General features: G+C 58.8%; 12 protein-coding genes. 10 read left to right on the top strand and 2 right to left on the bottom strand.

Features of this window, described 5'->3' with window-relative positions; translation table 11 throughout:
* The first annotated feature begins 15 nt into the window (after positions 1-15).
* Together NCG89_RS12705 and NCG89_RS12700 are read left to right on the top strand one after the other, a co-directional pair.
* The gene (locus NCG89_RS12705) at positions 16-1,269 is read left to right on the top strand and encodes an ATP-binding protein (RefSeq protein ID WP_251086920.1); all 1,254 of its coding nucleotides are present in this window, start codon (positions 16-18) and stop codon (positions 1,267-1,269) included.
* Positions 1,266-1,799 (top strand): response regulator transcription factor, encoded by a 534-nt coding sequence (locus NCG89_RS12700; RefSeq protein ID WP_251086919.1) that lies wholly within the window; start codon positions 1,266-1,268, stop codon positions 1,797-1,799. The genes NCG89_RS12705 and NCG89_RS12700 overlap by 4 nt, the downstream gene beginning before the upstream one ends.
* Positions 1,800-1,867: 68 nt before the next feature.
* On the opposite strand, the gene NCG89_RS12695 is transcribed toward NCG89_RS12700, so the two are convergent.
* Together NCG89_RS12695 and NCG89_RS12690 are read right to left on the bottom strand one after the other, a co-directional pair.
* On the bottom strand, positions 1,868-4,813 hold the full coding sequence (locus NCG89_RS12695) for a choice-of-anchor I family protein (RefSeq protein ID WP_251086918.1): 2,946 nt from the start codon (positions 4,811-4,813) through the stop codon (positions 1,868-1,870).
* Between the two features lie 105 nt (positions 4,814-4,918).
* Complete coding sequence (locus NCG89_RS12690; RefSeq protein WP_251086917.1) at positions 4,919-6,142, bottom strand: argininosuccinate synthase; 1,224 nt, start codon at positions 6,140-6,142, stop codon at positions 4,919-4,921.
* A 148-nt stretch (positions 6,143-6,290) separates the two neighbouring features.
* Between NCG89_RS12690 and NCG89_RS12685 the strand changes: the two genes are divergently transcribed.
* The 8 genes from NCG89_RS12685 (at position 6,291) to rnt (ending at position 13,229) form a co-directional block, all read left to right on the top strand.
* Positions 6,291-7,478: an ABC transporter ATP-binding protein gene (locus NCG89_RS12685; RefSeq protein WP_251086916.1), complete on the top strand. Its 1,188-nt coding sequence runs from the start codon at positions 6,291-6,293 to the stop codon at positions 7,476-7,478.
* A 9-nt stretch (positions 7,479-7,487) separates the two neighbouring features.
* Complete coding sequence (locus tag NCG89_RS12680; protein ID WP_251086915.1) at positions 7,488-8,384, top strand: ABC transporter permease; 897 nt, start codon at positions 7,488-7,490, stop codon at positions 8,382-8,384.
* Entirely contained in the window at positions 8,377-9,144 is a 768-nt protein-coding gene (locus NCG89_RS12675) for an ABC transporter permease (RefSeq protein WP_251086914.1), read from the top strand. The genes NCG89_RS12680 and NCG89_RS12675 overlap by 8 nt, the downstream gene beginning before the upstream one ends.
* Before the next feature lie 29 nt (positions 9,145-9,173).
* Entirely contained in the window at positions 9,174-10,247 is a 1,074-nt protein-coding gene (locus NCG89_RS12670; RefSeq protein WP_251086913.1) for a polyamine ABC transporter substrate-binding protein, read from the top strand.
* 196 nt (positions 10,248-10,443) lie between these two features.
* Positions 10,444-10,743, top strand: coding sequence for a ComEA family DNA-binding protein (locus tag NCG89_RS12665; protein ID WP_251086912.1), 300 nt, complete (start codon positions 10,444-10,446; stop codon positions 10,741-10,743).
* Between the two features lie 152 nt (positions 10,744-10,895).
* Complete coding sequence (locus NCG89_RS12660; RefSeq protein WP_251086911.1) at positions 10,896-11,483, top strand: DUF2845 domain-containing protein; 588 nt, start codon at positions 10,896-10,898, stop codon at positions 11,481-11,483.
* Positions 11,484-11,562: 79 nt separating this feature from the next.
* Positions 11,563-12,603, top strand: coding sequence for a dihydroorotase (pyrC, locus tag NCG89_RS12655; protein WP_251086910.1), 1,041 nt, complete (start codon positions 11,563-11,565; stop codon positions 12,601-12,603).
* Entirely contained in the window at positions 12,603-13,229 is a 627-nt protein-coding gene (rnt, locus tag NCG89_RS12650; RefSeq protein WP_251086909.1) for a ribonuclease T, read from the top strand. The genes pyrC and rnt overlap by 1 nt, the downstream gene beginning before the upstream one ends.
* Positions 13,230-13,266 lie beyond the last annotated feature (37 nt).

Below are 13,266 nucleotides of genomic sequence, written 5' to 3'. Positions count from 1 at the left end.
CCAAACCCGACGCCCATGACGCCGACAACCAGCCCGAATCCCGCCACCGCAAACCTGCGCAGCCTCTGTGTCCTGCGCAGCCTGGTGCTGGCGGTGCAGATCGGCGCCGCTTATTTTGCCGGCGAAGTCCTCGGCTGGATGCTGCCCTTCACCACCCTCAACCTGCTGTTCATCGCCCTCACTGCTTTCTCCCTGTTCTGCTGGTGGCGCAGCTACCTGACCTGGCCGGTCACTCAAGCTGAGTTGTTTATTCATCTGTGCGTGGATGTTCTCGGTTTCAGCGCGGTGCTGTATTTCGCGGGCGGTGCCAACAACCCCTTTATTTCCTATCTGCTGGTGCCATTGTCAATTTCAGCGACCACCCTCGCCTGGCACCACACCTGGGCGCTGACTGCGCTGTGCGTCGCGGCTTACACCCTGCTGCTGTTCCACTTTGTTCCCCTGGCCGCGATCATGCCTTCCCATCACCACGAGGATGGCGGGCTCACCATTCACGTGCTGGGCATGTGGGCTAACTTTCTAGTGAGCGCCCTGCTCATTACCTTGTTTGTATTCAAGATGGCCAGCGCCCTGCGCCAGCGGGATGCCGAGCTGGCCCGCAGCCGGGAACGCAGTCTGCAAGATGAGCAGCTACTGGCCGTGGCCACCCTGGCGGCAGGGACCGCCCACGAACTGGGCACGCCACTGTCGACCATGAAGGTCATCGGCGAGGACTTGCTCGACATGAGCGAAGCGTCCGAAACCCGCCAGGAACTCACAGCCCTGAATCTGCAAATTGATCATTGCAAGGCCATCTTGCAAAAGTTGGTGGATACGGCGCGAAACCTAAGCAATCTGGAGGATGAGCAAGTCCTGCTCGGCGACTATATTCACGCCCTGATTGAGCGCTGGCAGTTGCTGCGCCCTGGCTTGACGCTGGACCTGACCCTGACACCACCATTGGAATCACTACAACTGCGCCTCGACGGCACCGTCAGCCAGGCCCTTCTCAACCTGCTCAATAACGCCGCAGACACCAGCCCGGAAGATATCGCCCTCAGCATTAGCAGGGCGCAGTCTGACCTGGTATTCACCATCGCCGACCGGGGCAGTGGTCGGCCCGATAACCTTAGCGAGGTGCGCAGCAGCAAAAAAGACGGCCTGGGCCTTGGGCTCAAACTCAGCCACGCCACCGCCAACCGCTACGGCGGCAGTCTGCAGTGGTTGCCGCGCGAGGGGGGTGGCAGTCTGTTGAATTTGCGCCTACCCCTTTCCAGGATCAGCCCATGACGCAAACCCTGCTATTGGTCGATGACGACCAGGATTTTGTCGATGTGCTGGCGCGCTCGCTACGGCGTCGCAACTACGATGTACTGACAGCAAACACGCTGACAGAGGCGCAAAACCTTTGTCAGCAGCAGCGTATTGACGGCGCGGTGGTAGACCTGAAACTGGCCCAGGAATCCGGACTCAGTCTCATCCCCACCCTTCGACAGGCGTTCCCGAAAGCCAGCATTTTGATGCTGACGGGATACTCCAGTATTGCCACTGCCGTGGATGCGATCAAACTCGGGGCCGACAACTATCTGCAAAAGCCGGCTAGCACCCGCGAGATTCTGGCCGCCCTGCAACACGTCCCCGCCTCACCTGCACCTGCCGCCACCGACATCGCGCCCCCCTCACTGGACCGACTGGAGTGGGAACATATTCAGCGCGTACTGCAGGAAAACGGCGGCAATATTTCTGCAACGGCCCGCGCGCTCGGCATGCACCGCCGCACGTTGCAGCGCAAATTGCAGAAGCGACCGGCGAAATCCTAGGAAACGAATCCTCTCACCGGCCAGCATCGCGCTGACCGGTGGAATCGCATTTTGACGAAGTACTGAGATTAACTGCTGGCGGTCGTGCTCAATTCAAACACACGTACCGTGCCGCTGCGGCGGTTCGAGACCAGAATATAGGCGGTGGTGCTGGTGGTAAACAGCGCGATTTCATCCGCGCCAACATCGCCGGTATCAAACTGGGGGTCACTGGCAAAGTTGCGGTTGTTCAGATACTGGACAAACTGCACACCGTAGGGAGAGGTCACGTTATACACCATGATGCCCCCACTATTCTCCAGAGTGATCAACGCATAGACCTGGGCACCGGTGGTGATCAGGCTCACCTTCTTCGCTTTTGCCCCCAAACCAACGCTGGCTTGATCCCGATCGTTGAAGTCGGCGCCATGGAAGGCCGCGGTGATACGGGCGAAATCATCGCCGGAGTCATACACCAGATTTCCCTGAGCGTCCCAAATAGAAAACGAGCGCCCACCGAAGGCCGAAATCAAATCGATATCACCATCACCATCGGTATCACCCGTTTCCCGGCTGACTTGCAGGGCACCGATTTCTTGCCGGCTGGATGCTGCGGAAATGCTGGGGTTATCCGAATCGATATTGGGACCATTGAAGCCGTCCAGGTCCTCGGCCGGAACCACCTCATTAAATCCACTGTACTGTCTCGGCGCACCGGTATTGGCCGTGACAATAAAATCATTGCTGCCAAACCGGTAACCTGCCACACCTGCCGGCTGATACAGGCCCACCACACCGGGACGCGGCAGGATTTCCACGCTGCCGTTATTGTTCGTATCCAGGCCAGCCACTGCTTCGCCAAAGTCCTTATTGCCAAGCGCCAGAATGCTCTCCACCGTCAGCGTGGCAATCTCAATCACCGCAACGGCATTATTTTCAGACAGACTGACATACAGCTCCGCGCCCGTTTGACTGATGGCCAATTGATCCGGCTCCAGATCCTGGGCAACGCTGGCCCCGGGACCGCTGAGAATCAAGCCCGCAGGCACCTCGGCGGCACGGCTACCGTCGCTGTTAAAATCCTGAAAATCAATGGTTTCAACCGTGGCATCCGCAACACCAGCGCGGAAATCAATCACCGAGACACTGCCTTCAGGATCAATGTTGTAGCCACTATTGGGGACGCCCTCGTTCGCCACAAACAGACGGTCAGCAGTGGGATCAAACATGAGGGACTTAGGCCCGGCCCCCACTTGAAAACTGCCTTGAATGCCCAGCGTGGTCAGGTCGTAAAACGCCACCAGGCCATTGGCTTGCAGGTCGGCGTTGGCAACGGATACCACCAGAAAGCTGCCGCGCACCGCCACATCGGTAATCTTGCCTGCCGTCAGACCGAGCCCGGCGGCCGCATCGGCCACATTAATCTGGCTGCTCAAGCTCGGGCTCAGCGGGCTGGTCAGATTGAACACATCGACTCGGGCAGCCGCATTGTTGGCCACAAAGCCGCGAGAGGTGGCCGAGTCGGTGGCAACCGCGTCGGCGCCACCGGCGTCAAATCCGGCTCCGGACTCAATCAGTCCAGAATCTTCATAACTCAACTGCACGCTCGACGGCCGCGGCAAGCCCCGCGTCAGGCTGACCAAAGGCACTAGCACCATCTTGGCGCTCCCACCACGGATGCCGTATTGATGATCGTTGGTCAACACAGCAAAATCCGAGCTCAACAGGGCCATGCCCTCGATTCGGGGACCCAGAGCAGACAGCCCCGAAGCCAGGGCGTTGACCATCGAATTAAAGACCGGTTGTTTAACCACAAAGGGGTAGTCAACCAAAGCGGCCCGCTCTTCGAGGCTCGGGCTGGTCGACGGGGAGTCGAATTCGCTGCCCTGAATACTGACCGCATCGCTGAGATCAATTCGGTACACCTTGCTGACGGTATCGGCCTGCTCAACCACCAGCAGGTAGTCTTCATCCAGCGCCGCAGCCTCGTTGATGGTCACCTCGCTCTGGTCAACAAAGTTGTCGCCGTCCAGGTCACCCTGACCACTGGCTTTAACGCCAAATTGACTGGCCGAGTCGAGGCGGTAGAGGTATTCGCCTTCCAGGGCATTCGCCGAGCCGTCACTGTTCAGTGACACTTTGCCAATGCGCACAATTCGCGCACCGTCCGCAGCCTGGCCGTTGGCCTTATTCAGCGGCGCACGCATGATGAAGTAAAGGAAGTCGTTGTTCGGGCTCAGCGCCAGCGCCGAAATACCATTATGCAGTTTGCGCCGGGCCAGAATGCCGGGCAGCACGTCTTCACGTACATCGTAGGTGGAGAACTCCAGGTCGTCGCGAATGCCCTGGGGCACCTGGCGCTGCAGGATCTCACCATCAGTGTCGACTAGCAGCAGGCTGGGGCCGTACTCTTCCGCAACCCAGAACTTACCGTTATCCAATCGCACCAGGGCAGAAGGGTCGATGCCGTTGGGATTGGTACCCAGATCGTTGCCGCTATTATCGAAGGCGCGCTCGTCCGCTGCCGACTGCAAGCCATTGGGCAAACCGCCCGCGGGATTGCGGAAGCTATCGCGCAAGGTAATGGTTTCTTCAAGGGACAAGGTCAAATTGTTGCCTGACTCATCCAACTTCCAACGCAGAATCCGTGGCGTAAAGTCCGGCAGCGCAAACACCGAGCCATTGCCGCTGCAGAAATTGGCCACCCCGATAACCTCAGCGGTCTCGCTGCAGGGAATCGTCGGCCCCCGGTCCGTCACGGTGTAAAACACGTCCTGGTCATCGTCGCCCACGTGAAAGGCACCGGCGCCCGGCGAAAGACTCAAATTCAAGCTGTTGCCACCGGCAAAGCTGACAGAACCCAGGGATTGATTGACCACAAACTGAGTGGAACGCAGCTCCGTGCCACGGTTTCCGGAACCACCCGAGCTGCCGCTGCCACCACCACCGCCACAGGCGGTCAGCGCGGCCACCAGTGCCACAACGGCACCGCGCGACAAATTGACGGATTGATTTCTCAGGTGAGATAACTTCATTAGCTGTGCCCCAATACTATCAGCCACCCCTGGCGGCAATGCGTGGTTATTAGAATTTGCAGCGGGGGCCAAGCCCCCGTGCATCAATTATGGGCGGGTGCAAACTCAGGACAGCGAAGAACGCCCCTTGTTCGCGGCAATCCGCATGCGCAGCGCGTTGAGTTTGATGAACCCTTCGGCATCCTTCTGGTTGTATGCGCCTGCATCATCCTCGAAGGTAGCGATGGCCTCATCAAATAGGGAATTGTCCGACTTGCGCCCCACTACGACTACATTGCCCTTGTAGAGTTTCAGTCTGACGACACCGTTTACAAAGGCCTGGGACTCATCAATGGCAGCCTGCAACATGCGCCGCTCTGGGCTAAACCAGTAGCCGTTGTAAATCAGCTTGGCATACCGGGGCATCAGCTCGTCCTTCAGGTGAGCGACTTCCCGGTCCAGCGTGATCGATTCAATGGCCCGGTGAGCCTTGAGCATAATGGTACCGCCGGGAGTTTCATAACAGCCCCGTGACTTCATCCCCACATAGCGGTTCTCAACCAGGTCAAGACGACCAATGCCGTTGTCACCGGCCAGCTTGTTCAAGGTCGCCAGCATGGTTGCCGGGCTCAGTGCTTCGCCATTCAGGGTGACGGGGTCGCCATTCTGGTAGCCCAGCTCAATGTAGGTGGCCTGATCTGGCGCGGCTTCCGGGCTAACGCTCCAGCGCCACATATCTTCTTCAGGCTCCCAGTAAGGGTCTTCCAAGCCGCCGCCCTCGTAGGAGATATGCAACAGGTTGGCATCCATGGAATAGGGTGACTTTTTCTTCTTGCTGGAGAAATCCACCGGAATCTGGTGCTGCTCGCAGTACTTCATCAGGGTTTCGCGGGAGGTCAGATCCCACTCCCGCCAGGGAGCAATCACCTTGATACCCGGCTTCAGCGCATAAGCGCCCAGCTCGAAGCGCACCTGGTCATTACCTTTGCCCGTGGCACCGTGGGAGATCGCATCGGCGCCAGTCTCGTTGGCAATTTCAATCAGACGCTTGGCAATCAGTGGCCGGGCGATGGAGGTGCCCAGCAGGTACTCGCCTTCGTAAATCGCGTTGGCGCGGAACATGGGGTACACAAAATCCCGGACATACTCTTCGCGCAGGTCATCGATATAGATTTCCTTAACTCCCAGCGCCTTGGCCTTGGCGCGGGCGGGCTCAACCTCTTCGCCCTGACCGATATCGGCGGTAAAGGTCACCACCTCGCACTGATAGGATTCTTGCAACCATTTGACGATAACCGAGGTGTCCAGGCCGCCTGAATAGGCCAAAACCACCTTTTTGATGTCCGACATTTGCTACTCCGCGTGTTCTCCGGCCCCACAACGCCACGCGTCGCCGGCACCGGCAAGAATAAAAAGACGGCTATTCTAGCGGTGTTTGGGGCCTTTCGCCATGTGAGCCGGGCCCAGCTCGGCCGCGCAGCGAACAAATGCGTAAAACTTGCATAATCAGGGGCCAAAATGGCCGCTCACCCCTATTGACGCAGGGCCGGGCTGGTCCAAGAATAGCGGCCAACGGCAACCCCCTGAGGAAGACCTTGGCGAAGTGTTGGAAATTATCGATGTATCCCGTCGGTTCGGCGATTTCACCGCCCTCAACCGCGTCAATCTTGAAATAAATTCGGGGGAATTCTTCACCCTCCTCGGCCCGTCGGGCTGTGGCAAAACCACCCTTCTGCGCATGATCGCCGGCTTTGACCAACCCGACGGTGGCGACATTCGTCTGGACGGCAAATCGCTGGTCGGCCTGGTGCCGGAAAAGCGGCCCATTCATACCGTGTTTCAGAGCTACGCCCTGTTTCCCCACATGACCGTGGCGCAGAACATCGGCTTTCCCCTGCGCATGGCCAAACTGTCCCAGAAGGAAATTGACTACCGGGTCGCCGAGGTACTCGACGACGTGCGCCTGCCCGACAAAGCCAGACACTACCCTGATGAACTCTCCGGCGGCCAAAAGCAGCGCATTGCCATCGCTCGGGCCCTGGTGAACCGCCCCCGCCTGCTGTTGCTTGACGAACCGCTGTCTGCCCTGGATGCCAAACTGAAGGAGCAGATGCAGATTGAACTGATCAACCTGCAGAAAGAAGTGGGCATCACCTTTGTCTACGTCACCCACGACCAGGGCGAAGCGCTGGCCCTGTCCCACCGAATTGCCGTGATGGACCACGGCCAGGTCAGCCAGGTCGACGAACCCACGGTGCTTTATAGCTACCCCGACAATCGCTTTGTGGCTGACTTTATTGGCACCTGCAACCTGCTTGATGCCAAAGTGACCGCGGTGGACGGCGACCAGCTGCGCATCGACCTGGGCCCCCTGGGCGACATTCCCGCGCTGGCTAACCCGGAACTTGAATTTCAGCCCGGCGACCCGTGCGCACTTACGCTGCGCCCCGAGAAAATCCGCCTGGCCAGTACTCTGGAGGCTGGCGATGACGAGGTTCACTTCAGTGGCACGGTGCACGACACCCTGTACCTGGGGGACGTTACCGTCTACATCGTCGAGTTGGCCGGCGGCGCCCGGGTGGAGGCCCTGCTGACCAATCACGGCTCGGGTCGAGGTCGCCCCTTTGGCGTCGGCGACGCCGTACAACTGGCCTGGCGCGTCGACGCTGGCCACCTCGTCGCCTAGGGCGCCCCGATGAGTCGCCTCGAACGCTGGAGCAAAGCCCTGATCTCGCTGCCTCCCGCGGCGTACCTGATCCTGTTTTTTGCCGTGCCCAGCCTGATGATGTTGCTGGCCTCCTTTCGCTATACCGGCGAGTACGGTGGTCTGGCGCCCTGGTATTACATTGAAGACGGCGGCATCACCCTCGACCTGACGTTGGAAAACTGGGCGCGGCTGTTCGAGAGCACCATTTATCTCAACCTGCTGGTCAAATCGCTCACCTATGCCCTGGCCACCACCTTGATCTGTGTACTGATGGCCTACCCGGTGGCGCTGATGATTGCCGGTGCCCATAAACGCCATCGGGATTTGTTACTGCTGCTGGTGATCCTGCCCTTCTGGAGTAATTTTCTGGTGCGCATCTACGCCTGGATGATTATTTTCAGTCCCCAGGGCGCGCTGACAATGGCCGCCAACAAGCTCACCGGCCTGCTGGGTTTGGAGCCGATCAGCTTCATGTTCAGCCCCATCGCGGTGATCGTTTGCCTGGTGTATGTCCACCTGCCCTTTATGATTTTGCCGCTGTACGCCAACCTGGAAAAACACGACACCCGCCTGCTCGACGCGGCCCAGGATCTGGGCGCGAATCGGCGCCAGCGCTTCTGGCTGATTACCTGGCCCCAGTCGCTGCCAGGCATCTACGCGGGTGCGGTACTGGTATTCATTCCATCGCTGGGGATTTTCGCCATTCCCGACCTGCTCGGCGGCACCAACGGCATCATGATCGGCAACGTGATCAAGCAGCAATTTGTTGAGGCCCGGGACTGGCCCTTTGGCAGCGTACTGTCGCTGGTACTCACCGCCATCACCGTTCTGCTGGTGTTACTGGCGGCCCGCTTTGGTCAACCCAAGGGGGCAGGCAATGCATAGAAGCAAAGCCCTTTACGGCGTCGCAGGGCTGGTCTACCTGTTTTTGTACCTGCCGCTGGTGGTGGTCGTCGTTTTCTCCTTCAACGACTCCAAACTCAATGCCGAGTGGGTGGGTTTTACCTGGAAGTGGTACGAAAAGCTGTTTAACAACCGTGAGATGCTGACCGCCGCCGCAAACTCGGTCATTATCGCCACGGCCAGCGCCCTGATCGCCACCGTGCTTGGCACCTTTGCCGGCGTGGCCTTGCATCGCTTTCGGCAAAAATGGCTCAGTACCCTGGTGCTGGGCCCCATTGCCATGCCCGACATTCTGATTGGTGTCAGCCTGCTGCTGATGTTCATTCTGTTCAATGTCACGCTGGGCACCGTCTCAATTATTCTGGCCCACGTGAGCTTTTGTATCGGCTTTGTCGCCCTGGCGGTGCAATCGCGCATGGCGGGCATGGACCAGAGCCTGATTGAGGCCGCCCGGGACCTGGGCGCCACCCCCTGGCAGGGCTTCTGCAAGATCACCCTGCCCCTGCTCATGCCGGGGATTATTGCCGGGGCGATGATGGCCTTTACCCTGTCGATTGACGATTTTGTCATTACCTTCTTTACTGCCGGTGTTGGCAGCTCAACCCTCCCGCTGGAGATCTACTCCATGGTGAAAATCGCTGTGACACCGGAAGTGAATGCGGTCTCGACCCTGCTGATGCTGTTGACGCTGGTGCTGATTACCGCCTTGTCCCGCTTCGCACCCAATGCATTGCGAAGCTAACCCCCCTCCCTCTCTGAAAGGAAAACACCGTGAAAAAATTGATGCGCTGTTTGGTGTTCTGCGGTCTGTCCGTGTCTATCTCGCAAATGGCCATGGCGGAAAAGGCGTTGCACCTGTTTAACTGGAACGACTACATTGCCGAAGATACCGTCGCCCGCTTTGAAGCGCAGTGCGGCTGTAAAGTGGTGCAGGATTACTTCTCCTCTACCGAGGAGATGATGGCCAAGCTGCTGGCGGGTGCCGGTGACTACGATGTTGCCATCCCCACCCAAAACGCCGTCGAAGCGCTGATCAAACAGGGCTTTTTGATGCCGTTGGACAAGAGCAAGCTGACCAACATCGGCAACATGTCACCCGGCTACATGGACAAAGCCTACGACAAGGGTAACCAGTTCTCCCTGCCCTATGCTTTCACCACCACCCTGATCGGTTACAACGAAAACAAGATCAAGGAACTGGGCCTGAACCCCGCCGACTGGTCGATTATTTTCGACCCCGCGGTACTGGCCAAAATCAAGGGCAAAGTGACCGTCATGGACGACTCTGAAGAGTTGTTTGCAGCGGCCCTCAAATATCTGGGCTACTCGATCAATGACACCGATGAAAAACACCTGAAAGAAGCCCAAGCGGTCATTCTGAAAGCCAAGCCCTACTGGGCTGCGTTCAACTCATCCAGCTACATTAAAGAACTGACCGTCGGCAACATCTGGGTTGCCCACGGCTATTCCAGTGATATGTTCCAGGCCCGGGTGGATGCCGCCGATGCCGGCCGCGACTTTAGCGTCAGCTTCGTGATGCCCAAGCAAGGCGGCGTGCTGGCACTGGATAACATGGTTATCCCCAAAAAGGCACGTGAGCCCGAGCTGGCCCATCAGTTCATCAACTTCATGATGATTCCGGAGAACGCCGCTGAGCTGACCAACGTGGTCGGCACCGGTAACCCCAATGTGGCGGCCATGCCAATGATCGACGAGTCGATTCTGGCCGTGCCGGCTATCTTCCCGGATGCCGAGCTGCAGACCAAACTGGAAACCATCGGCGCCCGCACCGCAAAAGAGCGCCGCTTTATCAATAAACTGTGGACCGATATCAAGGCCCGCTGAGCTTACGCGACTCCACGATCACAGCCCAGGCTCGCCCCGGGCTTTTTTTGACCGCTAGACGCAAAAGTATGATCGGCGCCGTGCTTCGGGCAAGGCATCTGCCGCAAAAACTGGCGCAATAACCAACCTTGAACTAGCTTTACATTGCGCACATGGAGTGCGCAGCTCTCTTTTCATCACCATAAGGACCATGACGATGAACATTCTCCTCGCATTAAAACCAATTCTGGCCTCATGCTTACTCCTGCTGAGCTTCACCACTCTCGCACCAGCGGCGCTCGCACTGGATATCAACACTGCCACCGCCGAAGAGCTGCAAACCCTCAAGGGTATTGGCCCCAAACGGGCCGAGGCAATTGTGAGCTACCGGGAGGCCAACGGCCCCTTTAAAAGCCCAGCAGAGCTGGTGGAGGTTCCGGGCATAGGACAAAGCATTGTCGAAGACAACCGCGAGGCGCTCGAGGTCGACGCTCCCGCGATGGCCAGCAGCAAATAGCCGCTTTCCCCGCCTGACCCGCCCGCAGGCACCGGGGCGGGCCTTTTTCTCCCGACGCTTAATCAACAACACCACCCAAAAAGCCGTGCTGGTGTCATTCGGCGTACACTGGCTAACTTCGCGCCGCACTGGCGCCACCGGGGTATCGCACAATGACGGCTACCACCACCCATCGCCGGCTCCACCCTCTCGCGCTGTCGCTGGCCTTTGCCGCAGCGGCGCCAGCCCTGGCCGATTTTCGCTGCGGCTCCCGCCTGGTCACCGAGGGCATGCGCGGCTTTGAGATCATTGAGCGCTGCGGTGACCCGGACTACTCCGCCAGCTATCCGCTGCGCGTGCTGGGCGACCATCGGCTCCCCTTTGAGGAGCATCACTGGTACTACAATCCCGGCAGCCAGTCCTTTGTCAGGCGCATGGTGCTGCGCAATGATGAAGTGATCGCCATCGAGCGGCTTGGCCGGGGAATGCCAGAAACCACCCTCACGCGCCAATGTCAGCCGGGTGATCTGGCCCTCGGACAATCGGAATTTGAGGTGCAGGCGCGCTGCGGCCAACCTTTGGCCCGGCGGTTTTTATGGCAGGGATACCTTCTCGACAACCAGCAAACCGTTGCCATCGCACCCGGCTATGCGCCGGCCCTGGAGTGGGTCTTTGAATTTGGCGCAGGGCAATTTCGGCGCGCGGTGATCTTGCGCAATGGCCAGGTCACCCACATTGAAGTACTGCAAAAGGCCCGCTAATGCCCGTTCTGGGCCCGCCGAAGATGAATTAGCCGCCCAAATGGGGTAGCATTCGCGGCAGACAAAATTAAGGCGCTCTATGCAAACCCTGACCCTTACCCGCCCCGACGATTGGCACGTACACCTTCGCGACGGCGACGTTCTTCCCCATACCACCAGCGACATCAGCCGATACTTTGCCCGGGCGATCATCATGCCCAACCTCACCCCGCCAGTGCGTAATCTGGCCGAGGCAGAGGGCTACCGGCAGCGCATTCTGCAATCCTTGCCCCAGCGCGCCCACACCTTTCAACCGTTGATGGTGCTCTACCTCACCGACAATACCTCTGCCGAGGACATTGCCGAGGCCGCCGCGTCCGAGGTGGTCTTTGCCGCCAAATTGTACCCGGCCGGAGCCACCACCAACTCCGACTCTGGGGTAACCAGCATCGAGAAGCTCTACCCAGTGCTGGCGGCAATGGAAGAGCATGGCCTGCCGTTGCTGGTGCACGGTGAGGTCACCGACAACCACATTGATATTTTCGATCGCGAAGCGCGTTTTCTGGATGAAAAACTAAGACCCATCGTCGAGGCCTTCCCCCAGTTGAAAGTCGTGCTTGAACATATCACCACCGCCGAGGCCGCCGATTTTGTCAACGGCGCCCCGGCCAATGTCGCAGCGACCATTACCGCCCACCACCTTTTGTACAACCGCAACCATATGCTGGCCGGCGGTATTCGGCCGCATTTTTACTGTCTGCCCATTCTCAAGCGCAACACCCACCAGGCCGCACTGATCAAGGCAGCCACCTCGGGCAGCCACAAATTCTTTTTGGGCACCGACTCGGCGCCCCACGCCAAAGGTCGCAAAGAGACCGACTGCGGTTGCGCCGGGTGTTACACCGCCTTCGCCGCCATTGAGCTTTACGCCGAGGCCTTTGAAGAAGCTGGCGCGCTGGACAAGCTGGAGGGCTTTGCCAGCCACTTCGGCCCGGATTTTTACGGCCTGCCGCGCAACAGCGACACCATTACTCTGGTGAAGCAGGACTGGACGGCGCCGCTGGAATTGCCTTTCGGCGGCGACATTATTCGCCCGCTGCGGGCAGGTGAAACCCTTCACTGGCAGGTGAGCCAATCCTGATGGATGAAGGCAAATCGATGATTGCACAGCGCTTCCGGGGTTTTCTTCCGGTCGTGGTGGATATCGAAACCGGCGGCTTCAACGCCAAGACCGACGGTATTCTGGAAATCGCCGCCACTCTGCTGCGGATGGACGACGCCGGTCAGATCGAGCCCGACGAAACGGTGAGCTATCATGTTGAACCGTTTCCGGGCGCAAATCTGGAGCAATCCGCCCTTGAATTCACCGGCATCGACCCCCACAACCCCCTAAGACAGGCGCAGAAAGAAGTGACCGTCATTGGCGAGCTGCTAAAGCGGATTCGCCAACAGGTAAAAGCCCATGACTGTACCCGGGCGGTGCTGGTTGGCCACAATGCTCATTTCGACCTCGGCTTTATGATGGCCGCCGTCGAACGATGCGGCATTAAGCGCAATCCGTTCCACCCCTTCTCGGTCATGGATACCGCCAGTCTGGCCGGCCTGGCCTTTGGTCACACCGTGCTGGCCAAGGCCTGCCAATTGGCAGATATCGAATTTGATAACAGCTCGGCACACAGCGCTGCCTACGATGCGGAGAAAACCGCCGAGTTGTTTTGTCAAATCGTCAACCGCTGGCAACAACTAGGCGGCTGGCGCTGGCCCTAGCGAGACGGAGACACTCGCATCGGGAAAGGCGCTGCAT

This window comes from Spongiibacter taiwanensis, assembly GCF_023702635.1.
Lineage (GTDB): Bacteria > Pseudomonadota > Gammaproteobacteria > Pseudomonadales > Spongiibacteraceae > Spongiibacter > Spongiibacter taiwanensis.
This window is presented reverse-complemented; position numbering and strand designations above follow the sequence as displayed.

Excerpts from the sequence above, each read along its gene's own strand:
- pyrC (WP_251086910.1), top strand. The coding sequence starts at position 11,563 with ATGCAAACCCTGACCCTTACCCGCCCCGACGATTGGCACGTACACCTT.
- NCG89_RS12700 (WP_251086919.1), top strand. The coding sequence starts at position 1,266 with ATGACGCAAACCCTGCTATTGGTCGATGACGACCAGGATTTTGTCGAT.
- NCG89_RS12705 (WP_251086920.1), top strand. The coding sequence starts at position 16 with ATGACGCCGACAACCAGCCCGAATCCCGCCACCGCAAACCTGCGCAGC.
- NCG89_RS12675 (WP_251086914.1), top strand. The coding sequence starts at position 8,377 with ATGCATAGAAGCAAAGCCCTTTACGGCGTCGCAGGGCTGGTCTACCTG.
- rnt (WP_251086909.1), top strand. The coding sequence starts at position 12,603 with ATGGATGAAGGCAAATCGATGATTGCACAGCGCTTCCGGGGTTTTCTT.
- NCG89_RS12695 (WP_251086918.1), bottom strand. The coding sequence starts at position 4,813 with ATGAAGTTATCTCACCTGAGAAATCAATCCGTCAATTTGTCGCGCGGT.
- NCG89_RS12680 (WP_251086915.1), top strand. The coding sequence starts at position 7,488 with ATGAGTCGCCTCGAACGCTGGAGCAAAGCCCTGATCTCGCTGCCTCCC.
- NCG89_RS12690 (WP_251086917.1), bottom strand. The coding sequence starts at position 6,142 with ATGTCGGACATCAAAAAGGTGGTTTTGGCCTATTCAGGCGGCCTGGAC.
- NCG89_RS12660 (WP_251086911.1), top strand. The coding sequence starts at position 10,896 with ATGACGGCTACCACCACCCATCGCCGGCTCCACCCTCTCGCGCTGTCG.
- NCG89_RS12665 (WP_251086912.1), top strand. The coding sequence starts at position 10,444 with ATGAACATTCTCCTCGCATTAAAACCAATTCTGGCCTCATGCTTACTC.